Origin of the sequence: Kitasatospora sp. NPDC059088 (genome assembly GCF_042738155.1) — a bacterium.
Taxonomy (GTDB): Bacteria; Actinomycetota; Actinomycetes; order Streptomycetales; family Streptomycetaceae; genus Kitasatospora.
Map to the genome: position 1 here is coordinate 54,869 of NZ_JBHYGR010000022.1, position 24,359 is coordinate 79,227.

A 24,359-nucleotide genomic window follows, 5' to 3' on the forward strand; every position below is an offset into this window, starting at 1 on the left:
GTGCGGGTCATGCGCTCAGTGCGCTCAGTCCGTCGAGGAGTCGAGCAGGTCGATCTGGCCGTCGAACTGCCAGAGCGGGTTCGGCGCGTCCCCGGTGCCGGTGTGGACCAGGAAGTAGCCGTTGACCTCCTTCGGCCCGTCGCCGTCGGCCATCACCCGGCCGTCCGAGGCGACGTCGAGCTGGTAGACCGCCGTACCGGGGGCCTCGGTGCCGGGCAGGTGCCAGGTGACCACGCAGCGCCAGTCGTTGCCCGGGCCCTCCGGTTCGACCTGGCCGTCGCCCCGGTTGCAGTCCGCGGCCACCCGCAGGTCGGCCTCGGTCACGGCGGGGCGGTGCAACTGCTCGGTCTGCAGCCGGTACAGGTGGGCGAACACGGTGGAGACCGTCCGCTGGACCTTCGCCCGGCTGATCCCCGAGCCCGTCGAGGGCGCGGCCACCGCGACCACCCCGGTGGTCAGCGCGAGCAGCCCGGCCAGCGGCAGCACCCCGTGGGTGAGCGCGCGGCGCTTCTCGCCGTCCTCGCTGCCGTTGGTGAAGTCCCGCCGGACGAACAGCCGGTAGGCCGCCGCGGTCGCCACCACGGCCCAGACCAGGCTGACCGCGACCGCGATCAGCAGCTCCGGCAGCCGGTTCGGCTCGGCGAACAGCCCGTTCCAGGAGACGAAGGCGTAGCCGGGCAGGGCCAGCCGCAGCGGCACCGGGAGCGGCAGCGTCTGGGCGAGCTGCATCGCGACCGCGGACAGCGCGGGGACGAGCAGGCCCATCGGGGAGCGGCCCAGCACGACCGAGCCGAGCAGGCCGAGCGAGGCCAGCGCCATCGTCGGCGCCAGCGCGGCGGCCCAGGCCAGCAGGACGCCCACGGCCGCGTCGGACGGCGCCAACAGGTGCCCGTCGACGCCCACCAGCGGCTGGTTCCCCACCGCGGCGAGCCCGCCCGCCGTACCGGACGCAACCAGTCCGGCCACCAGCAGGACGATCACGGTGGCGCTCGCCAGGGTCTTGGCGAGGAAGATCCGGCGCGGCGAACGGACCGCCACCAGCAGGTGCCGCCAGGTGCCGAGCCGGTCCTCGGCGGCGAACACGTCGCCCGCGACCACCGAGGTCAGCAACGGCAGCGCCCAGGAGCCCGCGAAGCCCAGCAGCACCAGCGGGCCGGCCCACGCCGTGGCGTGCATCCAGCGGCCGAACAGGGTGTCGGAGGGCAGCGTGCCCTGCTGGGCGACGGCGGCCACGAACAGCCCGGGCAGCGCCCAACAGGCCAGCACCAGCAGGCGGATCCGCCACTGCGAGACCAGCTTCACCAGCTCGAAGCGGTACACCCGGCCCACCGGCACCCGGCGCGCCCCGGCCCCTGCCGCCGCACCACCGGCCGTCGTCTCCCCGGCCGTGACCGTGCTCATCGTCCGTCCTCCTGCTGCTCCTCGGTGAGGGCCAGGTACGCGGCCTCCAGCGGCGACACCACGGGGGCGACCTCGCGCACCCGGACGCCCTCCTGCACCAGTCCGTCCACCAGCCGCTCCACGGCCGGCCCGGTGGCGCGCACCACCAGCGCCTCCGTACCGCGCCACGCCCCGGCCCCGTCCAGCACCGTCACCCCGGCCGTCCCGACGGCCACCCGCCGCGCGGCGCCCAGGTCGGAGGTGAGCAGCCGGTGGTCGAGCGCGCGGGTGTCGGCGGCCAACCCGCCCAGCGGGCCGGAGAACCGGACCCGCCCGGTGGCGAGGATCGTCACCTCGGAGCAGAGCGACTCCAGGTCGTCCATCCGGTGGCTGGACAGCACGACGGTCACGCCGTCCTCGGCGAGCCGGCGCAGCGCCCCGTGGACGTGCTGCTGGCCCGCCGGATCCAGGCCGTTGGAGGGTTCGTCGAGCACCAGCAGCCGCGGCCGGGTGAGCAGCGCGGCCGCCAGGCCGAGCCGCTGGCGCATGCCCAGGGAGAAGCCGCGCACCCGGTCGTCGGCGACGTCCCGCAGCCCGACCTCGTACAGCACCTCGTCGATCCGGCCCGCGCCGGCGTCCTCCCCGCGCAGGGCCGCCAGCGCGGCCAGGTTCCGCCGCGCGGTCAGCGAGGGGTAGAGGCCGGGACCGTCGACGAAGCCGGCCACGCCGTCCGGTGCCGCGAGCGCCCGGCCGACCGGTCTGCCCAGCACCTCCAGCTCGCCGCCGTCGGCGACGGCCAGCCCGAGCAGCAGCCCGAGCAGGGTGGTCTTCCCCGCGCCGTTCGGCCCGGCGAGCCCGTGGATCCGCCCGGGGAGCAGCTCCAGCCCGACCCCGTCGAGCGCCACGACGTCACCGAAGCACTTCGTCAATCTCCGTGCCCGTACGGCAGGTTGCGTGTCTTCCATGGCTCCTTCTCGCAGTCCCCCAGGGAAGGTAGGGGGTTGACGTTGTGGCGTCAGGAGCGCGCGGTTGAACTCCGGGGGAACAGCAGTCCGAGGGGCCTACACGAAGGGGCACATCACCATGTCGTACGACTCCACGCCGGACACCCTCCGGCACAGCCTGCGGGTCGCCGAGCTGATGGGCGAGCTGATCAAGGAGCTGCTCGACCGCTCCGTCCGGCACGACCTGAGCAAGACCCGCGAACCGGAACGGCCGGTCTACGACGCGGTGGTGCCGCGACTGCGCGCCGCGGCCTACGGCAGCGAGGAGTACCGGGCCCTGGTCGACACGATGGGCGAGGGGCTGCGGCACCACTACGCGCACAACCGCCACCACCCGGAGCACTTCGCCGACGGGATCAACGGCATGACCCTGGTCGACCTGCTCGAAATGCTGGCGGACTGGAAGGCGGCCACCGAACGCACCCCGCACGGCGACCTCGTGGAGAGCCTGGCGATCAACCGCGAACGGTTCGGCATCGCACCGCAGCTGATGGACGTCCTGACGAACACGGCCGGCCACTTCGGGTGGCTGACCGCAGAGCCCGATCCATCCATAACCGGTCAAGGAGGTTACAACATCGAGCCGAATGACTGTGAATGATCCGGATTATCCGTGACAAACCAGGGCAGTTGAGCACCAGCGCCTTGACTGCCACGACGGCCTCGCTCAATACTCGTCACCAGTTGAACCGGTGACGCAGAGAGCAGGCGCACCGGACGGACACTCACCAGGAGGCACAGTCATGGCAGTCAGCTACACCGGAACGGTCATCGTGACGGGCGAGGGCCGCAACGGCGGGCACGTCGCCTCCAGCGACGGCAGCCTCACCACCTCGCTCGCCGTCCCGAAGGAGCTGGGCGGCGCCGGCGGCGCCACCAACCCCGAGCAGCTGTTCGCCGCCGGCTGGGGCGCCTGTCTCCTGGGCGCCGTCCGGCGCGCCGCCGCCGACCGCAAGGTCCGGCTGACCAGCACCTCCATCGCGGTCGGGACCACGCTGACCCACGGGGACGACGGGGAGTTCGGCCTGAGCGCCGTCCTCACCCTCGAACTCGGCGGCGTGGACCAGGAGACGGCCACCGAGCTGGCCCACGCGGCACACCGGATCTGCCCGTACTCCAAGGCGACCCGGGGCAACATCCCGGTGACCGTGCAGGCGACCGCGGTGACCGGCTGACGCCACCGGCACGGGTCGCGTCCGGGCCCCGACCGGACGCGCAAACGCCGAACCCCCGCCCGGTGGCCGCAGCAGCGGCCGGGGCGGGGGCGGAGGACCAGCCCTGCGGCGGGGCGTCAGTCGTCGGCACCGCCGTGCTGGCGGGCCCGGTAGGACGCGGCCTTGACCCGGTTGCCGCAGGTCCGCATGGCACACCACTCACGCCGGTGGCCGCGGGAGCGGTCCAGGTAGACCTGGGTGCACTCTGGCCGGGCACACTCCCGCAGCAGTGCGGCGTCGTCGCCGCCGAGGATCTCGACGGCCTCCCGGGCCAGGGCCGCGAGGCCCTGGGAGACGGATCCGCTCCTGGTCGCCCCGGTGGCGTGCAGGCGCAGCGTCACCGGCAGTCCGGCCGCGTGCCGGTTCAGCTCGGCGATCGCCCGGGCCGGCATCGGCTGCCCGTCCAGCCGGGCGGCCACCAGGGCGTAGATCGACTCGCGCAGGTCGACCGCGATGTCGAGGTCGGTCTCGTCGGCACCGGCGCCGCCGTCGAACATCCCGGACTCCACGAACCAGGCGTCGAGTTGCTCGGGGGCGGCCAGCTTCTCCAGCGGCGCGGCGTTGCGCCGGGCGCGCAGCGTGCCGACGAAGTCGAGGGGCAGGGTCCCGCAGGGGAAGGCGTGCATCACGTCACCATACTGACCAGTCACCGCCCCGAACGCAATGCCCGGAGCACTCCCCTGAGCCTTCCCGGGTCTCCGGGGGACTTCCCGACGGCGATGCGCCGCGTCGCCCGCTCCATCACTGTCCAGACCAGTAACGTTCCGCCCGGGTCCGGTTCCCGTACCGGCCCCGCAGCTTCCGGAGGGCAACTCATGATCGACAGGCGCAGCTTCCACAGGACCGTCGGACTCGGCGCCGGCGCGGCCGCCCTCGCGCTGGCCGGCCTGCCGGGCACGGCCGGCGCCGCCCCCGCCCCCGCACCCACCCGCGGCCGCTCCGGCCCGGCCCCGGTGGTGCCGACGATCGCCCCCGGCACCCACACCACCTTCCCGGTGCTGCGCCAGGCCACCGCCGGCGTGCTCGACGTCGGCTACGCCGAACTCGGGCCCGCCGACGGGCCGGTGGTGCTCTGCCTGCACGGCTGGCCCTACGACATCCACAGCTACCTGGACGTCGCCCCGCTGCTCGCCGACCTCGGCTACCGCGTGATCGTCCCCTACCTGCGCGGCCACGGCAGCACCCGCTTCCGCTCCGCGCGCACCGTCCGCAACGGCCAGCAGTCGGCCATCGCCCGGGACATCATCGCGCTGCTGGACGCGCTCCGGATCGACCGCGCCGTGGTCGCGGGCTTCGACTGGGGCGCACGGACCGCCGACATCCTGGCGGCCCTGTGGCCCGAGCGGGTCAAGGCCCTGGTGTCGGTGACCGGTTACCTCATCACCAACCGCGACGCCCAGCGGAACCCGATCGCACCGGTCACCGAGCACGCCTTCTGGTACCAGTACTACTTCGCCACCGACCGCGGCGAACGCGCCATGCAGGACCCGAAGCTGCGGCACGACCTCGCCCGGGAGGTCTGGCGGACCGCCTCCCCCACCTGGAACTTCGACGACGCCACCTTCGAGCGCACCGCGGCCGCCTTCGAGAACCCCGACTACGCCGCGATCGTGGTCCACAACTACCGCTGGCGGCTGAGCCTGGCCGACGGCGAGCGCCGCTACGACCACGACGAGCACCTGCTGGCCCGCAAGCCGACCATCCAGGTGCCGACCGTCACCCTCGACCCCGCGCTGGACCCGTTCACCCCCGCCCCCGGCGACGGCTCCTCGTACCGGTCCATGTTCACCGGCCCGTACGAGCACCGGACGCTGCCCGGCATCGGCCACAACCTCCCCCAGGAGGCGCCGACGGCCTTCGCCCAGGCCGTCGTCGACGCCGACCGGCTCTGACGCCGAGTCCCGCGCCTCGCGCCGGAAAAACGAACGGCGCGGGGCGAAGCGGACTGCTACGCTGGCGAACGACCTACCCCCCTACGAGGAGTGCAGCAGACATGGCGGGTGACGACGACATCTCCGGGTGAGTCCCGGGCTTCTTGACCGTTGCGGGCGCAGGGCGCCCAGTGCAGCGGTCGGAATCGTCGTACCCAGTCCCCCTGTCTCATCCGGGCCGGACTCGTCTCCGCCCGCTCACTTCCAGGTAGTCCTCCATGTCTTCTGCGTCCTCTGCGTCCTCCGCGTCCGTCGTCGGCTCCCAGCTGTCCTTCTCCTGGCCGGACGACACCCCCGTGTTCCACGACCTCTCCTTCTCCGTCGGCACCGGCCGCACCGGCCTGGTCGCGCCCAACGGCTCGGGCAAGAGCACCCTGCTCAAGCTGATCGCCGGTCAACTGCGCCCCTCCAGCGGGTCGGTGACGATCAACGGCACGGCCGCCTACCTCCCGCAGGACCTCCCGCTCACGGCCGGCCTCACGGTCGCCGAAGTGCTCGGCGTGGCCGGGGTGATCCGGGCCATCGACGCGGTGGAGTCCGGGGACGTCGCCGAGGAGCACTTCACCACCATCGGTGACGACTGGGACATCGAGGAGCGCTCCCTCGCCCAGCTCGAACGCCTCGGCCTCGGCGCGCTGCCGCTGGACCGCCGACTGGGCACCCTCAGCGGCGGCCAGGTCGTCCGACTCGGCCTCGCCGCCCAGCTGTTGAAGCGACCGGACGTCCTGCTGCTCGACGAGCCCACCAACAACCTCGACCTCGGTGCCCGGCACCGCCTGTACGACGCGCTGGAGGACTTCAACGGCTGCCTGCTGCTGGTCAGCCACGACCGCGCCCTGCTCGACCGGATGCACCGCATCGCCGAACTCGACTCGCACGAACTGCGCCTCTACGGAGGCGACTTCACCGCGTACGAGGAGGCGGTCCAGGCCGAGCGGGAGGTCGCCGAGAAGAACGTCCGCAACGCCGAGCAGGACCTCAAGCGCGAGAAGCGCGAGATGCAGCAGGCCCGGGAGCGCGCCGAACGCCGGGCCGGCAACGCCGCGCGCAACCTCAAGAACGCCGGGCTGCCCCGGATCTTCGCCGGGAACATGAAGCGCGGCGCCCAGGAGTCGGCCGGGCGCTCCGGCCAGGTGCACTCCGCCCGGGTCGACGAGGCCAAGGCCCGGCTGGACGAGGCCGGGCGCGCCGTGCGCGAGGAGCAGCGGCTCACCCTCGACCTCTCCGGGACCAGGGTGCCCAGCGGGCGCGACCTCTTCATCGGCGAGCAGCTCCAGGTCCGGCGCGACGGCAGCCCGCTGTTCGCGGACGGCGGGATCGACCTGACCGTCCGCGGCCCGGAGCGGATCGCCCTCTTCGGCGCCAACGGCGCGGGGAAGACGACCCTGCTGCGCCTGCTCGTCGGGGACCTCGCCCCGGACGAGGGCCAGGTCAAGCGCGCCGACGGCCGGGTCGCCTACCTCTCCCAGCGGCTGGACCTGCTGGACCAGGACCGCACCGTGGCGGAGAACTTCGCCGCCGCGGCGCCGGAGCGCCCCGAGGCCGAGCGGATGAACATCCTCGCCCGCTTCCTGTTCCGCGGCGCCCGCGCCCACCTGCCGGTGCGGGCGCTGTCCGGCGGCGAGCGGCTGCGCGCCACCCTGGCCTGCGTGCTGTGCGCCGAGCCCGCACCGCAGCTGCTGCTGCTCGACGAGCCGACCAACAACCTCGACCTGGTCAGCGTCGGGCAGCTGGAGGGCGCCCTCAACTCCTACCAGGGGGCGTTCCTGGTGGTGAGCCACGACGAACGCTTCCTGGCCGGCATCGGCGTCGACCGCTGGCTGCGGCTGGCGGACGGCACGCTGACCGAGACCGGCGCCCCGACCGCCTGAGGCCCGCTCCCCCGCGGCGGGGGGGGGGGGGGGGCCCGCCGCCCCCCCCCCCCCCCCCCGGGCCGTTGCCCTCCGGGCGTCGCGCACCCCCGAGGCGGCCCCAACGCGGTTCACCGCCGGGGCACCCGGGGCGCCGGCGCCCCTGCCGAGCGGAGCCTGGCCTCGGTGAGGGCGGTCAGCCGGGCCGCGCTCGGGGTCTGGTCCTCGCGGTGGCGGTCGATCAGCCGGTACTGGGTGGCGGCCCTGCTCCAGGCCTCCAGACCGGCCGGATCGGCCAGCAGCGCGGGGTTGGCGAGGTAGCGCTCGGCCATGGCGTCGGCGAGTTCCTCGATCCTCGGATCGTCCGGCTCCCAGCCCTCGGCCTCCCAGGCCCGCTGGGCCAGGTCGACGAAACCGGGGTCGTCCAGCTGTCGTTCGAGCTGGGCGAGGAAGGCGTCGAAGCCGCCGGGCACCAGCACCCGGGCGAGCACCAGCGCCTCGCGCTGCCCGGCCACGTAGTCCGGGCCGAAGCCGAGTCCGGCCATCCGGCCCAGGACGGCGCAGGCGCGGTCGGGCAGCAGGGCCCGGTCGCCCTCGGCCAGCCGGTGCAGGGTGGCGCGGCGCTCCTCCAGTTCGGCGATCCGCTCGGCCAGCCGTCGTCGGACGTCGGCCAGGGCGGCGGTGAACTCCTCGGGCCCGGCGTCGAGCAGCGGCCCGACCTCGGCCAGCGGGACCCCAGCGGTGGCCAGCGTGCGCACCTGTACCAGGCGCAGCAGGTGGTCCGAGCCGTACCGCCGGTAGCCGGAGCCGTCCCGCGGCGGCTCCGCCACCAGCCCGTGCTCGTGGTAGTGCCGCACCGTCTTCACCGAGACGCCGAGGAAGGACGCCGCCTGACCGATCGTGACTCCGCTCATCATGCGCCAAGTCTCCCGTGCGATCGGGCCCGGGCCCGGCGGCCGGCGGTCGGCCGGTCAGCCCGCCGACCCGGTCGGCCCGGCCGGCCCGGCCTGCTCGCCGCCGAACACCGCGCCCACCAGCAGCTGTTGGGCCCGCTGGAAGCCCGCGGCGACGGACATCTCCGGGTCGTCCACGAAGTTCAGACCGGCCGTCAGGACCCGGCTCCCGTCGGCGGAGCCGTACATCAGCGCCGCCGAGCCGACGGTGGCGCCGTTGTGGTGATAGATCGTGCCGCCGGCCGGGCCGAGGTCCTGGGCGAACAGGCCGAGGCCGTAGCCGGCCCGCTCCTCCGGGGTGCGCATCTCGGCCAGCAGCCCGGCGGGCAGCAGTCGGCCGCTCATCAGCGCGGCGAAGTAGGTGTGCAGGTCCTGGGTGGTCGAGATCATGTCGCCACCGGCCGCGACCCAGCTGGGGTCGTGCCGGGTGACGTCGACCGTGTGCTCCTGCCCGCCGTCCCGGTAGCGGTAGTAGCCGTGGTGGTGCGGCTCGGGGAGCTCGGGCGAGCTGCCCGGCGCCACGGTGCCGGTCAGCCCCAGCGGGGCCAGCACGAGCCGCCGCAGCTCCTCGGCGAACGTCCGGCCGGTGGCCCGTTCGATCACCAGCCGGGCCAGCACGTAGTTGGTGTTGGAGTAGCTCCAGCCCTCCCCCGGCGCGAACCTCGGCGCCCGGGACAGCGCCAGCCGGACCAGTTCCTCGGGCCGGTAGGTGTGGAAGCGCAGGTCCACCCAGTCCTTGCCCCGCCAGGGGACGCCGGGCTCGACCGTGCCGTCCGCCAGCAGCTCGCCGGTGTGGCTGAACACGCCGCTGGTGTGCTGGAGCAGCATCCGTACGGTGATCCGGTGGTCCAGCCCGAGTTCGGGCAGGTAGTGGTCGGCGGGGGTGTCCAGGCCGATCCGGCCCTCGGCGACCAGCAGCAGCACGGTGGTGGCGACGAAGCTCTTGGTGCTGCTGCCGATCCGGAAGTGCCCGTCGGTCAGCGCCGGGGCGTCGCCGCCCCGTTCGCGCACTCCGGCGCCGCCGGCCCAGCTGCCCCGTTCGTCGCTCACCCGCAGCTGCACGCCGAGGAAGCCGGAGCCGGCCAGCTCCTCGATCGCCCGCCGCAGTTCCGGTCGGTCCTGTCCCTGGTCGGGGTCGGCGGACCGGTCAGGGTGGGTGGTGGTCATGGGTGCTCCCCGGTGTTCGTCGTGCCCGGACCGTGGTCCGGCTGCTACGACGAATCTCCACCCTGCCCCAGGGGCGGGCTCAAGCGTGATCCGGCTCACAGCGGCGCTGCGCACCGCGCCGGGGACTGGCCGGTGACTCAGCCGGTGACCTCGATCGTCACGTCGTAACTGCGCTGGTTCGGCGTGCAGTTGAGGGCTTCGCCGCAGACGGTGCGGGAGGCGGTCAGGTGGGCCGTGCCCGCCGTGCGGGCGGTGAAGGAGGTGGTGACGGTGCCGCAGCCGCCGCCGGGGCGGCAGGAGGGGGACGGCGCGGTGGTCGGGGAGCCGAGCGGGGAGAGCACCTCGGGGGCGGAGCTGGTGGCGGCGGACCAGTACGTCCCCTGGAGTTCGACCGCGACGGTGGCCCCGACGGTCGCCTTCACCGTGGTGTGGTTGGCCTTCTCGTCGGCGGTCACGGCGGCCGGCTTGATCGTGACCAGGGCCGTGGGGGACGCCGGGGCGGGCGCGCCGGTGGAGCCGCAGCCGGTCAGGGCCAGCAGGGCGGCGGCGCAGCCGAGGGCGAGGGTGAGGGGTCTGCCGAGATTCACGGGGGTTCCTCCGGGTCGGGGTGGAAGCGGTGGTGGTTCGACGCGCGGGACGCCGGATCGGATCCCCCCGAATGCGGAAATACCGCACCGGGGCGGGCGCGAGGCCCACCCCGGTGCGTCGAGCCGAGGCGATCGTCAGGAGACGGTCACGTCGTCGTAGTAGGTGTAGGTCGGGTCACCCGGGTAGTTGTCGTCGTGGTTGCTCAGGGTGAGGGTGTACGAGTGGCCCGGGGTGACGGCGGCCGTCTTGTTGGTCCAGCTGCCGGTGGTGGTGCAGGTCTTGGCGAGGACCGTGGTGGTGGTGCCGGTGGTGTTGTCCTTCAACGTGGCGGTGGCCCAGTCGTAGGTGACCGTGTCGTCGCAGGTGTTGCTGTACCAGAAGGACAGCTTGCTGGAGCCGGTCGGGGCGGTGAAGGTCTGGGCGACGGAGGAGTCCCCGGTCGGGTTGGTGGAGCCGACCATCGCGCCGTAGCTGCCGCTGTGCGCCGCGCCCGTGGTGGCGGAGGTGGTACCGGCGGCGGTCCAGCCGCTCAGGCTGCCGGTCTCGAAGCCGCCGTTGGTGACGGCGTTGCCGCCGCCGGAGCCGCCGGACTCGGTCCAGCTGAACGTGGTGCTGCCCGCGGCGCCGGTGGTGTCGGTCGCGGTGACCGTCACGTTGGCGGTGCCGGCGGCGGTCGGGGTGCCGGAGATCAGGCCGGTCGAGGAGTTGATCGACAGGCCGGCGGGCAGGCCGGTGGCCGAGTAGGTCAGGGTCTGGCCGGAGGCCGAGTCGCTCGCGCCGATCTGCAGGCTGGCCGCCGTGCCGACGGTGCCCGACTGGTTGCCCGGGTTGGTCACCGTGACGGTGTTGGTGGTGCCGCCGCCGTGGTTCAGGATGGCGTGGGTGATGGCGCAGGAGTTGGTGTCGTTCGACCAGCTGGCCTGCTCGGCGAAGGTGCCGTAGGAGCCGAAGGAGACGTTGGCGGCGCCACCGGTCGAGCCGGGCTGGATCCAGGCGCACTCGTCCGAGTTCTCCTGGCCGTTGTACGAGCTGCCGGAGACGTGGTTGGTCCAGCCGCCGGCCGGGTTCTGGTCGGACATCATCTCGTGCCACTCGTGGCCGAGGGTCATCGTGAAGCCGTCCAGCGTGCCGGGCGAGTTGACGAAGCCGACGCCGCAGCTGCTGCCCTGGTCGATGTTGTACGGCTGGTTGGAGAAGGCGATGTCGCCGTAGGGCGAGCTGGCCGCGCCGCCGTTGAGGGTGGTGTCACCGTTCCAGTCGTGCCAGGCGCAGTACCCGGTGGTGGGGTTCTGGTAGTCGTCCGGGTTGGTGCCGTGCGGCGACAGGACGATGTAGTACGCGTCGCGGTTGGCGGCGGCCGTGGTGTTGCCGAAGTGGCCGGCGGCCTTGACGGCCTCCTGGGCCAGCTGGTTGCCGCTGGCCGAGGCGGGCGAGGCGGCCGCGTTGTCGTACCAGACGCCGGAGAGCACGCCGCCGCTCTGGTACGGGATGAAGTTGGCGTTCGACGGGCAGCTGACCGCGCCGGAGGCGACGTTGGGGCCGTCGCACCACTGGGTCAGGTCGGCCGACCAGGTCTCGCCGTTGGTGCCGATGCCCTTGAACATCTGCTGGGTGGCACCGGCCGCGCCGGCCGAGTCGCCGGAGAACTTGGCGTTGCCGTTGGCGTCGGTGCTCTGGGTGCCCCACTGGGTGCCGTAGAAGACCAAGTAGACCTTGGAGTGGCCGCTCTGCACGCCGATGCCGTCGACGCCGCCGCCGTAGGAGAGCGTCTCCTGGCCGGTGGCCGCCGCCTGGTTGTGGGCGGCCATCCACTCCTTGTACTTCTTCTGCTGCTGCTTGCCCATCACCGCGCCGTGGCGGTACGGGTGGCCGTTCTGGGGGCTCCAGGGGTTGAACTCGTTGTTGACGCTGCCCGAGGAGCTGGAGATGTCCTGGGCGGCGGCCGGTCCGGCCGCGCCGGCGAGACCGGCGGCGGCGAGCGCGATGGACGCCAGGCCGGTGAGCGCCGCGTTCTTCGCGCGCCGCATTCTGGGGGAGTGACCCATGGGGTGAGGGTGCCTCTCTGCTTACCGATCGCCCGTTGCGGCCGGGGGGCCGCGAACGATCCCTTTGTGGGGAAGGAGCAGCAGGCGGAATCCACCGAGCGCCGAATCCGGTTCTATCTTCCGGACAGCCGGAATTGACGGTCTCTCGGTGGGGCCAGCTGCTTGGGGATGAAGGAAAGCAGAGTTGATGAACGGTGGTCAACGGCTGCGGGTAAGGAAACATTAAGAACGGCGTCCGGGCAGGTGAAGGGAGTGATGGGAAGTCAATTCGCCGCCCTTCACATTCACTGAATATCGCTCGGAAGACTGTTTCGACATTCGGTGAAACGTCACCGTTTCAACATTGCAGCTTTTTCGGAACCAGCTGTCGCACAACACCCGTCACAACCGCCCGCCGGCGCTGTCCGCCGACAGCCGCTGGGCCAGGTACACCGGGACGACGGAGAGCAGCACCAGCACCGCCGCCACCACGTTCACCACCGGGGCCTGGTTGGGGCGCGCCAGGTTGGCGTAGATCCAGACCGGCAGGGTCTGGACGGTCGGACCGGCCGTGAAGGTGGTCACCACGATCTCGTCGAAGGACAGCGCGAAGGCCAGCAGGCCGCCCGCGAGCAGGGCCGACCGCACCGCCGGGAAGGTGACGTGCCGGAAGGTCTGGAAGGTGTGGGCGCCGAGGTCCGCCGAGGCCTCCTCGGCCGAGGGGGCCAGCCGGCGCAGCCGGGCGAGGACGTTGTTGAAGACCACCACCACGCAGAAGGTGGCGTGCCCGATCACCACGGTGAGCAGGCCGAAGCCGATGCCGGCCGGGCCCAGCACCGTGCGGAACGCGGCGTTGAGCGCGATGCCGGTGACGATGCCGGGCAGCGCGATCGGCAGGATCACCAGGAAGGACACCGCCTGGCGGCCGAAGAACCGGTACCGCTGGACGGCGAAGGCCGTCATGGTGCCCAGGACCAGCGCCACCAGGGTGGCCCCCGCCCCGGCCTGCAGCGAGGAGACCAGGGCGCTGCGGGCGCCCTCGGACTGCCAGGCCCGGACCCACCACTCGGTGGTGAACCCGGTCGGCGGCCAGGCGAAGGAGCGGTCCCGGTTGAACGAGTTGACCAGCACCAGCAGCAGCGGCAGGTAGACGACGGCGAGGCCGAGGAAGGTGGCCGCGCGCAGCGCGATCCGGGTGCGGCGGGAGAGGATCACGGGGGTACGCCTCCGAAGGGGTCCTACAGCGAGTCCAGGGCGCCGGTGCGGCGCACGGCGAGCAGGTAGCCGACGATCATCACCACCGGGACGCAGGACAGCGCGGCGGCCAGCGGCAGGTTGAGCGTCACGTTGTCGGCGATCGCGGTGCCCAGCACCTGGGTCTTGCCGCCGACGATCCGTACGGTGATGTAGTCGCCCAGGCTGAGCGAGAAGGTGAACACCGACCCGGCGAACACCGAGGGCAGGACCAGCGGGAGGACCACCGAGCGGAAGGTCCGCCAGGCGGAGGCGCCCAGGTCGGCGGAGGCGTCGAGCAGGTTGCCGGGCAGGTTGTCCAGTCCGGCGTAGACCGGCAGGATCATGTACGGCAGCCACAGGTAGGCGAGGACCAGGATCACCGCCGTGGTGCCGTACCCCGGGCTGGACAGCCCGAACGGGGCGCCGAGCCGGTCCAGCACGCCGCCCTGGCCGAGGATGACCCGCCAGGCGTAGGCCTTCACCAGGTAGCTGGCCCACAGCGGCGTCAGGACGGCCACCACCAGCAGCTTGCGGGTGCGCGGCCGGGCGATCCGGGCCATGTAGAAGGCCATCGGGAAGGCCACCACGGCGTCGATGACGGTGACGGCGGCGGCGATGCCGAGCGTGCGCAGGGCGATCGTCCGGTAGACCGGCTCGGTGAGGACGGTGTGGAAGTTGGCGGTGTTCCAGACCCGGACGAGGTCGTAGGTGAAGTCGTCGACCGCCCAGAAGGCCGAGAGCAGCAGGACGGCCAGCGACCCCAGGTAGGCGAGCAGCAGCCAGGCCATCGGGACGGACAGCAGCAGCGCCAGCCGCAGCCCGGCGTGCCGGTGCAGTACGGAGGCGGCCCGCCGCACGCCGCCCCGCCGCGGCTGCGGTGCCGGGGCGGGTGCGGCGGCCGTGCCGGTCGGGCCGGTCGCCGGGCCGGTCGTGCCGGTCGCGGTCATCAGCCCTTGATCTCGGTCCAGGCGGACGTCCAGGCGGCGTAGTCGGTGCAGGCCACCGTGCGGCCGTCCAGGCAGCTCTTGACCGGGGTGGTCCAGTAGTACACGTCCTTCCAGTAGGCCTCGTCGGCGGCGTGGAAGGTGGTGCAGAAGCCCTTGTCGGTGGTCAGGTCGCAGGCCTTGGAGTTGGCCGGCGCCTCGCCGAACCACTGGGCGACCTGGGCGTTCGCGGTCGGCGAGACGATCCAGTTCATCCACTGGTAGGCGCAGTTGGGGTGGGCGGCCTTGGCCGACACCATCCAGGTGTCGGACCAGCCGGTGGCGCCCTCCTTCGGCAGCACGGCCTTGACCGGCGCCTTGTCCGCCTGGGCCAGGTTGGCGATCACCTGCCAGCTGGTGCCGACCACGGTGTCCCCGGTCTTGAAGGAGTTCTCCGACTTCTGGAAGTCGCTCCAGTACTCGCCGATCGCCTTGTGCTGGGTCTTCAACAGGTCGACGGACGCCTTGAGCTGGGTCGCGTCCAGCGCGTACGGGTTGGTGATGCCGAGTTCCGGCTTCGTCTTCATCAGATAGAGCGCGGCGTCGGCGATGTAGATCGGGGAGTCGTAGGCGGTGACGTGGCCGGCGTAGGGCGCGGCGCCGTCGAAGACCACGCTCCAGGAGTCGGGGGCCGGGGTGACCTTGTCGGTGCGGTACATCAGCAGGTTGGCGCCGCGGCCGTGCGGGATGCCGTACATCTGGCCGTTCACCGAGTTCCAGGGCTGGTTCTTGAGGCCGTCGAAGACGTCCGCGTAGTTCTGCACCAGGGCGGTGTTGACGGGGGCGACATCGCCGGCGGCGATCAGTCGCAGGGTCGCGTCGCCGGAGGCCGAGACGGCGTCGTACTGGCCGGTCTTCATCAGCGAGACCATCTCGTCGGAGGTCCCGGCGATCTTCGCGTTGACCTTGCAGCCGGTCTGCTGCTCGAAGGGGTGGACCCAGTCGACGCCCTTGTCGTCCGAGCCGTCCTCGGCGTACCCGGCCCAGGCGACCAGGTTCACCTGGCCCTCCCCGGCGCCCAGGGACTGGAGCATCGGCAGCTTCGGCGGGTTCAGCCCGTGCGAGCCGTTCGCGGCGCCCGTGCCGCCGCTGCTGCTGCCGCACCCTGCGGCGAGCAGGACGGCGGCGGTGGCGGCGGCCGCGGCGCGGGCGATCAGGGGGATGCGCATGGCGGGGTGTTCCGTTCTTCGGTGAGGGGGTGGGGGTGGGTCAGGAGCCGACCCGGACGGTGTGCCGGCGCTGCCAGGCGAGGACGACCTCGGCGCCGCGGTGGCGCAGGACGTCGGCGGAGCCCTCGTCGACGTTCTGCCGGACGGCGGTCAGCCGCCCGCCGGCCTCCAGGTCGACCAGGAAGCGGGTGTGGCCGCCCGCGTAGACGACCTCGGCGACCCGCCCGGTGGCGGACAGCTCGTCCGGCCCGGCCGGGTCGTCCGGGTGCGCTATCCGGATCTTCTCCGGGCGGACGCTGAACAGCCCGGCCTCGCCCACCACCTGCTCGGCGGCCGGGCCGTCCAGCAGGTTGGAGGTGCCGACGAAGCCGGCCACGAAGGCGGTGGCCGGGTGCTCGTACACCTCGGCGGGCGGGCCGACCTGCTCGATCCGGCCCGCGTTGAACACCGCGACGCGGTCGCTCATCGTCAGGGCCTCGTCCTGGTCGTGGGTGACGAACACGAAGGTGATCCCGACCTCGCGCTGGATCCGCTTGAGCTCGGCCTGCATCTCGTGCCGCAGTTTCAGGTCGAGCGCACCGAGCGGCTCGTCCAGCAGCAGCACCTTCGGGCGGTTCACCAACGCCCTGGCCAGCGCGACGCGTTGGCGCTGGCCGCCGGAGAGCTGGGCCGGGCGGCGGCGCTCGAAGCCCTCCAGCCGGACCATGGCGAGCGCCGCACGCACCCGCTCGGCCCGTGCGGGCTTCGGCACCCGGCGGACCATCAGGCCGTAGCCGACGTTCTGCTCGATCGTCATGTGCGGGAACAGCGCGTAGTCCTGGAACACCGTGTTGACGTCCCGGTCGAACGGCGGCAGGCCGGTGACGTCGGCGCCGCCCAGCAGGACCCGGCCGGAGCTCGGGGCCTCGAAGCCGGCGATCATGCGCAGCACGGTGGTCTTCCCCGAGCCGGAGGGCCCGAGCATCGCGAAGAACTCGCCCTCGCCGATGTCCAGGTCGACGCCGTCGACCGCGCGGACCTGGCCGTCGAAGGTCTTGGCCAGCCCTTCGAGCCGGACCGCGCCGGGGGCCGGTTCCGGTCGGGGTGGACGGTCGTGGCTGCTCAACTCCGGTGGCCCTTCTGGCTGGTACGACAAGCGGACGGTACGGACGGGTTGTCGTGTCGGTTCGCACGGAACCCTAGGAAGGGATCACCCCGCCCGGCTATGGACGCCCGCACGGTCTTCCGTCGGCGAGTTGTGCGGCGCTACAGTCCGGCGCATGCCGGTGACGCTGCGCGATCTGCTTCGGGAAGAGGGCCTCGGCCTGCGACTGTGCACCGGCACGGCCGGGCTCGACCGGGTCGTGCGCTGGGTCGCGGTGACCGAACTCGCCGACCCGACGGAGTGGTTGACGGGCGGCGAGCTGCTCCTCACCACCGGCCTGCGGCAGCGCGGCGCCGCCGCGCAGACCGCCTTCGTCCAACGGGTGGCGGCCGCCGGCGCCTCGGGGATCGGCTTCGGCACCGGACTGAGCCACCCCGCCGTGCCCCGGGCCACCGTCGCCGAGGCCGAACGGCAGGGCCTGGCGGTGCTGGAGGTCCCGTACGAGACGCCGTTCATCGCGGTGAACCGGCTGGTCGCCGAACGGATCACGGCCGAGGACCACAGCGCGCAGCGGCGGCTGGTCGACCAGCACGACCTGCTGGTCCAGGCGCTGCTCGGCGGCGAGGGCCTGACCGCGCTGCTGCGGGTGCTGCGGCGGGCCACCGGCTCGGAGGTCGCCGTGGTGGACCGGCACGGGGTGGTGTTGGCCGCCAGTCCGGAGCGGTCGGAGGCGCTGTTCGCGGAGCTGCGGGCGGCCGGGCGGCCGGAGCACCTGGCCGCCGGGCGGACGGGCCCGGAGGTGCCCGGCGGCGCCGGGCCGCTGCGGCTGCCGGTCCAGGTCGACGGCGCGGTCGCGGCCTTCCTCTGCCTGCGCTCGGCGGGCCCGGCAGCGGACGTCCTCCCGTACTCCGTGCGGCTGGTCGGACTGGAGCTGGCCCGCCGTCAGGCGCATCTGGCCGGGCGGCGGGAGCTGGTCGGCCAGGTCGTCGAGGACATCGTGCGGGACGTGATCGCGCCGGCCACCGCCGAGCGCCGGCTCGCCGCGTTCGGGCTCGACCCCCGGGCCGCCCACCGGGTGGTGCTGGGCCGGCTGGCGCCGGAGGGGGCCGGGTCCGGCTCTGGGGCCGGGGCCGGGGCGCAGGCGGACGGGCGGGCCGCGGACGGACGCGGCGGGCCGGAGGCGGACCGGCGGCTCGCCCGGCTGCCCTGGCTGCCGGCGGAGCACCCCGACTCCGCCGAGCCGGTGCTCACCGCCGTCGTCAACCGGTACCTGGTGGCGGTGCTCCCCCGCTCCGCGCCGGTCGACGACCTGGTCCGGCGCCTCGGCACCGCGCTCTCCGGCCTGGACACCCGCGCGGCGGTCGGCATCGGCGGCTGCTACCGGGGCGTCGACGGGCTGCGCTGGAGCTGGTTCGAGGCCCAGGCCGCCCTCGCCAAAGGCCCCGGGGTGCACGGCGGCGACCCGCTCAACCTGCCCCGCCTGCTGCTGTCCAGCCCCGACCTGCCGTTGAAGCAGCTCGCCGCCGAGGTGCTGCGCCCGCTCACCCGCTTCGACGAGGCCAACCGCGCCGACCTGGTCACGACCCTGCACGCCTACCTGGCGGCGGACTGCTCGGTGCAGGCGGTCGCCGACCGGCTGTACGTCCACCGCAACACCGTCCGCTACCGGCTGGACCGGATCGAGCGGCTCACCGGCCGCTCCCTGGCCTCCATGCAGGACCGCTTCCAGCTCTGGCTGGCCCTGCTCGCCGCCTACCCCGAGCGCCAACCGGCCGTGCAGCCGCAGGACTGACCCCAACGCGCCGGCACCCCGCCAGCGGTGGGGACCCGATCGGGTGAGCCCGGTCCGCCGCCATCACCCGGACAGGTGACTGCCCGGTGGTGCGGGCCGGGAGCCGGGTGGCAGGGTGGGGGCGCCCGTCCGTCGGCGGGCGGCGAGGGATCGGAGCCGACCGTGGGTCCACGGCGAAGCAGGCGCAGCGGCAGTCGCGGCGGAGCGGGCCACGCGCTCGTGCTCGGTGCGGGGATCAGCGGCCTGTGTGCCGCCCGGGCCCTTTCCGGGTTCTTCGAGCACGTCACCGTCGTCGAGCGGGACACCTACCCGCAACCCCCCGACGTCCGGCGCGGCGTCCCGCAGGGGGCGCACGTCCACTCGCTCACGCCGGGCGGCGCGCAGGTCCTGGCGGAGCTCTTCCCCGGACTCGTCGAGGAGTTGGCGGCCGACGGCGGCACCCTGGCCGGGGCCCTGGACGAGCTCGACATCGTCTTCTTCGGGTCGCGCCTGCGGCAGGTGCCGCTCGGCCGGGTGCTCCAGGTGAGCCGGCCCTTCCTGGAGGACCGGCTGCGCGAGCGGGTCCGCGCGCTGCCCGGCGTCACCCTGCGGTCGGGGCTGGAGGCCACCGCCCCCATCACCGCCGACCCGATCACCGCCGGTCCGGCCCGGGTCGGCGGGGTCCGGCTGGCCCGCCCCGGCGAGCCCGACTCCGCCGAGGCCGTCCACGCGGACCTGGTCGTGGACGCGATGGGCCGCGCGGGCCGGGGCGCGGCCTGGCTGAGGTCCCTGGGGTACCGGGCGCCGTCCACGGCCCGCCTGGCCGTCGACGTCGCCTACGCCAGCCGCCGCTACCGGGTCGCCCCGGGCGCCCTGGGAGCAGCCAAGGGCGTGCTGATCGGAGCGACCACCACCCGCCCCCGCGGCGCCGTCCTCACCCAGCAGGAGCACGACGCCTGGGTGCTCTCCCTCTACGGCTTCGGCAAGGACGACCACCCGCCCCTCTCGCCGGAGCGGTTCCTCGACTTCGCCGAGGACCTGCTCCCCGCCGGGACGTCGACCGCGCTCCGCAACGCCGAGCCGATCACCGGGGTCTCCTCCTTCGCCTACCCGGCCTCCCTGCGCCGGGACTTCCACCGGCTGCGCCGGCTCCCCGACGGGCTGATCTCCACCGGCGACGCACTGTGCAGCCTCAACCCGATCTACGGCGCGGGCATGACGGTCGCCGCCCTGGAGGCCAGGGCGCTCCGCAGGTGCCTCGCCGCCGGCCCGGCCAGCCTGCCCCGGCGCTTCTACCGGGAGGCCGCCCGGGCGGTGCGGCTCCCGTGGCTGTTCTCCACCATGGCCGACCGGGCCATGCCCCAGGTCCCCGGCACCCACCCCGCCGTCGCCGGCCTGCTGGCGAGGTCCTTCCAGGCCACCATGCGCGCCGCGGCCGAGGACGCCCGGGTCGCCACCGCCGTGTGGAACGCCGTCAGCCTGACCGGCTCACCGGCCGAACTGGCGGCGCCACGGGTCATGGCCGCCGTGCTCCGGCACTGGTCTCCGGGCCCCACCCCTCGAACCGCGCCCCCACGTGGAAAGGACTGAACCCGTGCCGGACTTCGACCCGAGCGAGCGGAAGGCGTTCGTCGAACGCTGGGTGACCATGTGGGACTCCCCCACCGCCCCCGCCGACGCGATGGAGTACTACACCGAGGACGCCGTGATCGAGGACAAGGCGTTCGAGCACACCTACCGGGGCCACCGGGAGCTGCACGAGTACTTCAGCCGGGCCGGCGAGCTCTTCTCCGACATCCGTTCGGTCAGCCAGGGCGTGGTGGTCGGCCCGTCCCACGCGGTGGCCCACGTGCACTACAGCGCCACCCTCCGGGAGCCTTTCCTCTGCCTCCCGGAGTCCAGCCGCGGCAAGCGGTTCTCGCTCTACCTGATGAGCCTGCTCGAGTTCGCCGAGGACGGCCGGATCGCCCGCTCCGTGGACGCCTACGACCGGGCCGGCGTCCTGCAACAGCTCGGCGTCCTCCCCGACTCCGCCGCCGACTCCGCCGCCGCGCCGACCGCGCACGCCGCGCCCGCCACACCGTTCACCGGGACCACCCCGTCCGGCTGAGGACTTCTCCGGGGGCGGCGGAGCACGGTTCAGCCGGACACTCCGCCGGCGGCCAGGTGAGCGGCGACGTAGGGGACGGCGACGGTCTCCAGGCCGCGGTCGGTGCCGAACGCGGGGTGGACGTTGACCTCGAAGACGACGCCGCCGCTCTCCGCGGCGAGGTCCACCCCGGCGAACGACAGGCCGAGCGACTCGGCCGCGGCGACGGCGAGTTCGGCCAGGCCGGCGGGCAGGTCCCCCGGCTCCAGGCGGGTGGAGACGGCGCCTCGGCTCTCGTTGCACGGTGCGTCCGGGTCCAGCTGGACGTGCTCGACCACCCGCAGGACCCGTCCGCCGAGCACCACCACGCGGTACTGGTGGCGCCGCCCGTCGGGCCCGAAATTGCGGGCGTCACGGGCGATCAGCCAACCGGTGCCCGCACGGGCGTAGAACTCGGCCGCGGCCCGGAGCTGGGCATGGGTGGAAACGTGGAAGACGTCGGTACCGCCCATGCCGATCGTCGGGCGGGCCCAGACGTCGCGGCCCAGCCGCTCGAACGCCTCGGCGGCCTCCTCGGCGTCGGGCCGGGTGAAGGCCACGGTCGGCATGTGGGCGATGCCGTCACGGGTGAAGCACGCGACGGTCCGGTCCTTCTCGGTCGCCGCCCGCCAGGCCGCCGCGTTCGTCCCGAGGGAGCGCACGCCGGCCGCCCGCAGCCCGTGCTGGACCGTCTCGAAGTCCCGGCGCCGGTGCGGCGGGATCTCGTAGACCAGCACGGTGTCGGCACCCACGCTCACCCCGTCCGCCTCCAGCCGCGGTTCCTCGCCGTCGGTGCGGATCCGGCCGCTGCCGCCGGGGGTGAAGTGTCGCGCGTCCAGCAGGGCGGGGGCCCGGCCGGTCAGGGCGTGCACCGCGGCGACGAGGGTGTCGCGGCTGCCCTCGGTCGAGCTGTGATCGGTCATCAGGACGAGCTCGCTCGATGCCATACCGGCCATTGGACGGCCGATGCCCGCCCGGGACAAGACCGCCTCACCCGCCCGGACAGATCCGGACAGGCTCTGGCAGGCTCTGGCAGGACCAGGCAGGAGCAGGCAGGACCTGCCCGATTCCGCGACATCAACCGTCGGTTACCGCCCGGGACCAGGACGTTCTCCTACGATCGGGCCCACGACGGACGTTGAGGACGGGGTTGCCAGCCATGACCGATGAGAGCAGCGGGATCGACCGGTCGAAGCCGAGCATCGCCCGGGTCTACGACTACCTGCTGGGCGGCAAGGACAACTTCCCCGTCGACCGCGAGATCGGCGACTTCTTCCTGCGGGACCTGCCGGGCTCGGTGGCGATCGCCTTCGCCAACCGCCGGGCCCTGGTGCGGGCCGTGGGCGCGATGGCCGACGACGGCATCCGGCAGTTCATCGACATGGGCAGCGGGCTGCCGACCGCCGACAACGTGCACCAGGTCGCCCAGCGGCACGCCCCCGACGCGCACGTCGTCTACGTCGACAACGACCCTATGGTGCTGGCCCACGGCCGCGCGCTGCTCGCCACCGACGACCGCACCGCCGTGGCCCAGGCGGACCTGCGCGCGCCGGAGACGATCCGCCAGCACCCCGAGGTGCGGCGCCTGATCGACTTCGACCGGCCGGTGGGCGTCCTGTTCAGCGCCGTCCTGCACCACCTCAACGACGACGAGCGGCCCGCCGACGTGGTGCGCTGGTGGGCGGACCGGGTGGCCCCGGGCAGCCTGGTGTACGTCTCCCACTTCCGCTCCGGCGCGAACGAGGAGACCCGGCTCGCGGAGCAGAAGCTCCAGGGCAGCCTCGGCCGCGGCCGCTGGCGCACCGACGAGGAGCTGCTCGGCCTGTTCGGCGGGCTCGAACTGCTCGAACCGGGGCTGGAGTTCTGCTCCTCGTGGCGCCCGGATCCCAGGGACGGTGTCACCGGCGACCTGACGGTGTGGGAGCGGCTGATCTCCTGCGGCCTGGCCCGCAGGAACTGACGGCCGGACAGACGGCCGGACAGACGGCCGACCGGCCGCAGCGCACCGGCGCGCCGACGGCGCCCGGAGCGGGCGCCGTCGCGTTCACCACCAGAGTGATTCCATCCGACTACCGGCTCATCGGCGCGCAACCGCGCGCTCTTACCCCCTGAGGTGTCGGGCCCCGATCCTGGGCTGCGGACTCGGTCGTCATCGAACCGTGTCACCTCCGCAGGCGTGTTCCCCAGGAGAGGAAGCCCCTTCATGGCCTTCGGCATCCGGCTGTCGCACGGCTCCGCCGCCCTCGGCGCCGTCCTCCTCGCCGTCTCCGCCGTCGTTCCGCTCACCGCGACGCCGGCCCGGGCCGCGAGCCCGATCTGTCTCAGCGGTACGCTCCAGTACGACTACCAGTCGGCCGAAGCCGGCCCGGCCAAGCCCACCCAGACCAAACCGGCGCGCAGCGCGGACGCCCAGCTGTGGGGAGCCGAGAAGGTCACCGACACCGCCCACCAGCTGACCGCCGACTACCAGCTGACCAGCGCCGCCGACGGCAGCTTCAACCTCTGCTACACCCCGGCCGCCACCACCTCGATGAGCAGCCTGTGGGTGCGGTTCCGCACCGAGAGCAACCAGTACTGGAAGGTCGCCGACACCACCGGCACCCCGTACACACTGGACTCCGCCACCCAGAACAACATCGCCGCCAGCACCTCGCTGGGCACGGTCAAACCCCCGGCGGCCACCGCCCGGGCCTGGCACGCCTTCGACACCGTCAACCTGCTCTACCAGCACCGGAACAACCCCGCCACGGCCTGCTGGTCCTCGCACGAGGCGAACAACGCCTGCACCGAACTCACCGTCCGCTGGACGGCGAACTCGGCCGACGGGACGTACTACGACCTGGCCGGCACCGTCCACCTGGCCGCCGCCGACCCGGACTCCGAGCACACCGTGCTGCACGAGTCCGGCCACTTCCTGATGCACCGCCTGTACAACGGCGTGTTCCCCGCGGTGAGCAACTGCAGCCCGCACTACGTCAACCTGGTCAGCTCGGCGAGCTGCGCCTGGACCGAGGGCTTCGCCGACTCCACGGCCGCCTACCTGCTCGGCGACTACCGCTACGTCTGGCCCGACGGCAGCAGCTACCCGTTCACCTACACCACCGGCTGGAACACCGGCGACCAGGTCCAGGGCAACGTGGACGGCTCGCTGCTCGACCTGTGGAACAACGTCGACGGCGGCTGGAACGGCACCGTCGCCCTGCTGACCTCGCACGCCCCGTCGACCTTCGCCGACTACTTCAAGAACGACCGACCGCTGGGCAACCTCGCCACCACCGGCAGCGCGCTCAACTACCTGGCCGCCCACACCGTCGACTACGGGCCCAACCCGGTGGGCGACAACCAGTACCACGCCTTCACCAACGGGGGCGGCCTGGCCCTGGAGCACGCCGGGCAGTGCGCCAACTCCACCAACGTGGTCGCCGACCTCGACACCTACGACTCCACCCACGCCTCGGAGAAGTGGAAGCTGGACCCGAACGCGGACGGCACCACCCGGATCTACGACAGCTGCCCGACCCCGCTGACCCTCACCGCGCCCGCCGCGGCCAGCGGCCAGGTCACCCTCCAGGCCTTCAACTCCGCCAGCCAGTACCAGAAGTGGCAGGTCACCCAGAACGGCAGCGGCACCCTGACGATCACCAACCCGGCGACCGGCTACGTGCTCGACAGCGCCGCCGTGAGCACCGGAGCGGCCGTGGTCGTCAACGCGGCCGGCAACGCCAACACCCAGGACTGGGCCACCCTCGCCTGAGCCGCTCCCGGGCCCTGGACCACGCCCCGAGGCGCCGGGCCAAGGCCCCGGCAGCACGACCCCGGGCCCCGCGGCGACGCAGAAAGCGCGTGAGCGCGGGGCCGCGGGGCCGCGACGCGGTGA

At 73.2% G+C, this 24,359-nt stretch carries 21 protein-coding genes; 9 read left to right on the top strand and 12 right to left on the bottom strand.

The annotated features are described in order from the left end of the window. Positions 1–24 precede the first annotated feature (24 nt). Positions 25–1,401 (bottom strand): ABC transporter permease, encoded by a 1,377-nt coding sequence (locus tag ACFWXO_RS12875; RefSeq protein WP_380523700.1) that lies wholly within the window; start codon positions 1,399–1,401, stop codon positions 25–27. Beyond that, positions 1,398–2,345, bottom strand: a complete 948-nt coding sequence (locus tag ACFWXO_RS12880; protein ID WP_380523702.1) for an ABC transporter ATP-binding protein — start codon at positions 2,343–2,345, stop codon at positions 1,398–1,400. Before ACFWXO_RS12880 ends, ACFWXO_RS12875 begins: the two co-directional genes overlap by 4 nt. Before the next feature lie 118 nt (positions 2,346–2,463). On the opposite strand from ACFWXO_RS12880, the gene ACFWXO_RS12885 reads away from it, so the two are divergent. After that, a complete protein-coding gene (locus ACFWXO_RS12885) occupies positions 2,464–2,985 on the top strand; it encodes a DUF5662 family protein (RefSeq protein ID WP_380523704.1) in 522 nt (173 codons plus the stop codon). A gap of 142 nt (positions 2,986–3,127) precedes the next feature. Further along, a complete protein-coding gene (locus tag ACFWXO_RS12890) occupies positions 3,128–3,559 on the top strand; it encodes an Ohr family peroxiredoxin (protein WP_380523706.1) in 432 nt (143 codons plus the stop codon). A gap of 116 nt (positions 3,560–3,675) precedes the next feature. Here ACFWXO_RS12890 and ACFWXO_RS12895 read toward each other — a convergent pair whose 3' ends face one another. Continuing rightward, on the bottom strand, positions 3,676–4,227 hold the full coding sequence (locus ACFWXO_RS12895; RefSeq protein WP_380523708.1) for a CGNR zinc finger domain-containing protein: 552 nt from the start codon (positions 4,225–4,227) through the stop codon (positions 3,676–3,678). 186 nt (positions 4,228–4,413) lie between these two features. Between ACFWXO_RS12895 and ACFWXO_RS12900 the strand changes: the two genes are divergently transcribed. Together ACFWXO_RS12900 and ACFWXO_RS12905 are read left to right on the top strand one after the other, a co-directional pair. After that, the gene (locus ACFWXO_RS12900) at positions 4,414–5,490 is read left to right on the top strand and encodes an alpha/beta fold hydrolase (protein WP_380523710.1); all 1,077 of its coding nucleotides are present in this window, start codon (positions 4,414–4,416) and stop codon (positions 5,488–5,490) included. Positions 5,491–5,747: 257 nt separating this feature from the next. Continuing rightward, positions 5,748–7,400: an ABC-F family ATP-binding cassette domain-containing protein gene (locus ACFWXO_RS12905; protein WP_380523712.1), complete on the top strand. Its 1,653-nt coding sequence runs from the start codon at positions 5,748–5,750 to the stop codon at positions 7,398–7,400. A gap of 110 nt (positions 7,401–7,510) precedes the next feature. On the opposite strand, the gene ACFWXO_RS12910 is transcribed toward ACFWXO_RS12905, so the two are convergent. The 8 genes from ACFWXO_RS12910 to ACFWXO_RS12945 all read right to left on the bottom strand — a co-directional run bounded on the left by ACFWXO_RS12910 (position 7,511) and on the right by ACFWXO_RS12945 (position 16,604). Then, positions 7,511–8,296 (bottom strand): MerR family transcriptional regulator, encoded by a 786-nt coding sequence (locus tag ACFWXO_RS12910; protein WP_380523714.1) that lies wholly within the window; start codon positions 8,294–8,296, stop codon positions 7,511–7,513. 54 nt (positions 8,297–8,350) lie between these two features. Then, positions 8,351–9,499, bottom strand: a complete 1,149-nt coding sequence (locus ACFWXO_RS12915) for a serine hydrolase domain-containing protein (RefSeq protein ID WP_380523716.1) — start codon at positions 9,497–9,499, stop codon at positions 8,351–8,353. Between the two features lie 137 nt (positions 9,500–9,636). Continuing rightward, positions 9,637–10,086 (bottom strand): hypothetical protein, encoded by a 450-nt coding sequence (locus ACFWXO_RS12920; RefSeq protein WP_380523718.1) that lies wholly within the window; start codon positions 10,084–10,086, stop codon positions 9,637–9,639. A 135-nt stretch (positions 10,087–10,221) separates the two neighbouring features. Beyond that, a complete protein-coding gene (locus tag ACFWXO_RS12925; RefSeq protein ID WP_380523720.1) occupies positions 10,222–12,132 on the bottom strand; it encodes a putative Ig domain-containing protein in 1,911 nt (636 codons plus the stop codon). A gap of 381 nt (positions 12,133–12,513) precedes the next feature. Then, on the bottom strand, positions 12,514–13,326 hold the full coding sequence (locus ACFWXO_RS12930; protein ID WP_380523723.1) for an ABC transporter permease: 813 nt from the start codon (positions 13,324–13,326) through the stop codon (positions 12,514–12,516). 23 nt (positions 13,327–13,349) lie between these two features. Then, positions 13,350–14,294: an ABC transporter permease gene (locus tag ACFWXO_RS12935; protein WP_380523725.1), complete on the bottom strand. Its 945-nt coding sequence runs from the start codon at positions 14,292–14,294 to the stop codon at positions 13,350–13,352. Further along, entirely contained in the window at positions 14,294–15,499 is a 1,206-nt protein-coding gene (locus tag ACFWXO_RS12940) for an ABC transporter substrate-binding protein (RefSeq protein WP_380523727.1), read from the bottom strand. The genes ACFWXO_RS12935 and ACFWXO_RS12940 overlap by 1 nt, the downstream gene beginning before the upstream one ends. Before the next feature lie 40 nt (positions 15,500–15,539). After that, positions 15,540–16,604 carry an ABC transporter ATP-binding protein gene (locus ACFWXO_RS12945; RefSeq protein WP_380409523.1) on the bottom strand — a complete coding sequence of 355 codons (1,065 nt, stop codon included), beginning with the start codon at positions 16,602–16,604 and terminating at the stop codon, positions 15,540–15,542. A gap of 154 nt (positions 16,605–16,758) precedes the next feature. Here ACFWXO_RS12945 and ACFWXO_RS12950 point away from each other — a divergent pair, with 154 nt between their 5' ends. The 3 genes from ACFWXO_RS12950 (at position 16,759) to ACFWXO_RS12960 (ending at position 20,464) form a co-directional block, all read left to right on the top strand. Continuing rightward, complete coding sequence (locus ACFWXO_RS12950; protein WP_380523729.1) at positions 16,759–18,375, top strand: PucR family transcriptional regulator; 1,617 nt, start codon at positions 16,759–16,761, stop codon at positions 18,373–18,375. A gap of 162 nt (positions 18,376–18,537) precedes the next feature. Further along, the gene (locus ACFWXO_RS12955) at positions 18,538–19,944 is read left to right on the top strand and encodes an FAD-dependent oxidoreductase (RefSeq protein ID WP_380523731.1); all 1,407 of its coding nucleotides are present in this window, start codon (positions 18,538–18,540) and stop codon (positions 19,942–19,944) included. A gap of 4 nt (positions 19,945–19,948) precedes the next feature. Next, positions 19,949–20,464: a nuclear transport factor 2 family protein gene (locus tag ACFWXO_RS12960; protein ID WP_380523733.1), complete on the top strand. Its 516-nt coding sequence runs from the start codon at positions 19,949–19,951 to the stop codon at positions 20,462–20,464. A gap of 29 nt (positions 20,465–20,493) precedes the next feature. On the opposite strand, the gene ACFWXO_RS12965 is transcribed toward ACFWXO_RS12960, so the two are convergent. Further along, positions 20,494–21,429 (bottom strand): RimK family alpha-L-glutamate ligase, encoded by a 936-nt coding sequence (locus tag ACFWXO_RS12965; RefSeq protein ID WP_380523735.1) that lies wholly within the window; start codon positions 21,427–21,429, stop codon positions 20,494–20,496. Positions 21,430–21,641: 212 nt separating this feature from the next. Here ACFWXO_RS12965 and ACFWXO_RS12970 point away from each other — a divergent pair, with 212 nt between their 5' ends. Together ACFWXO_RS12970 and ACFWXO_RS12975 are read left to right on the top strand one after the other, a co-directional pair. Continuing rightward, positions 21,642–22,442, top strand: a complete 801-nt coding sequence (locus ACFWXO_RS12970) for an SAM-dependent methyltransferase (protein ID WP_380523737.1) — start codon at positions 21,642–21,644, stop codon at positions 22,440–22,442. Between the two features lie 243 nt (positions 22,443–22,685). Then, the gene (locus tag ACFWXO_RS12975) at positions 22,686–24,236 is read left to right on the top strand and encodes an RICIN domain-containing protein (protein ID WP_380523739.1); all 1,551 of its coding nucleotides are present in this window, start codon (positions 22,686–22,688) and stop codon (positions 24,234–24,236) included. Positions 24,237–24,359 lie beyond the last annotated feature (123 nt).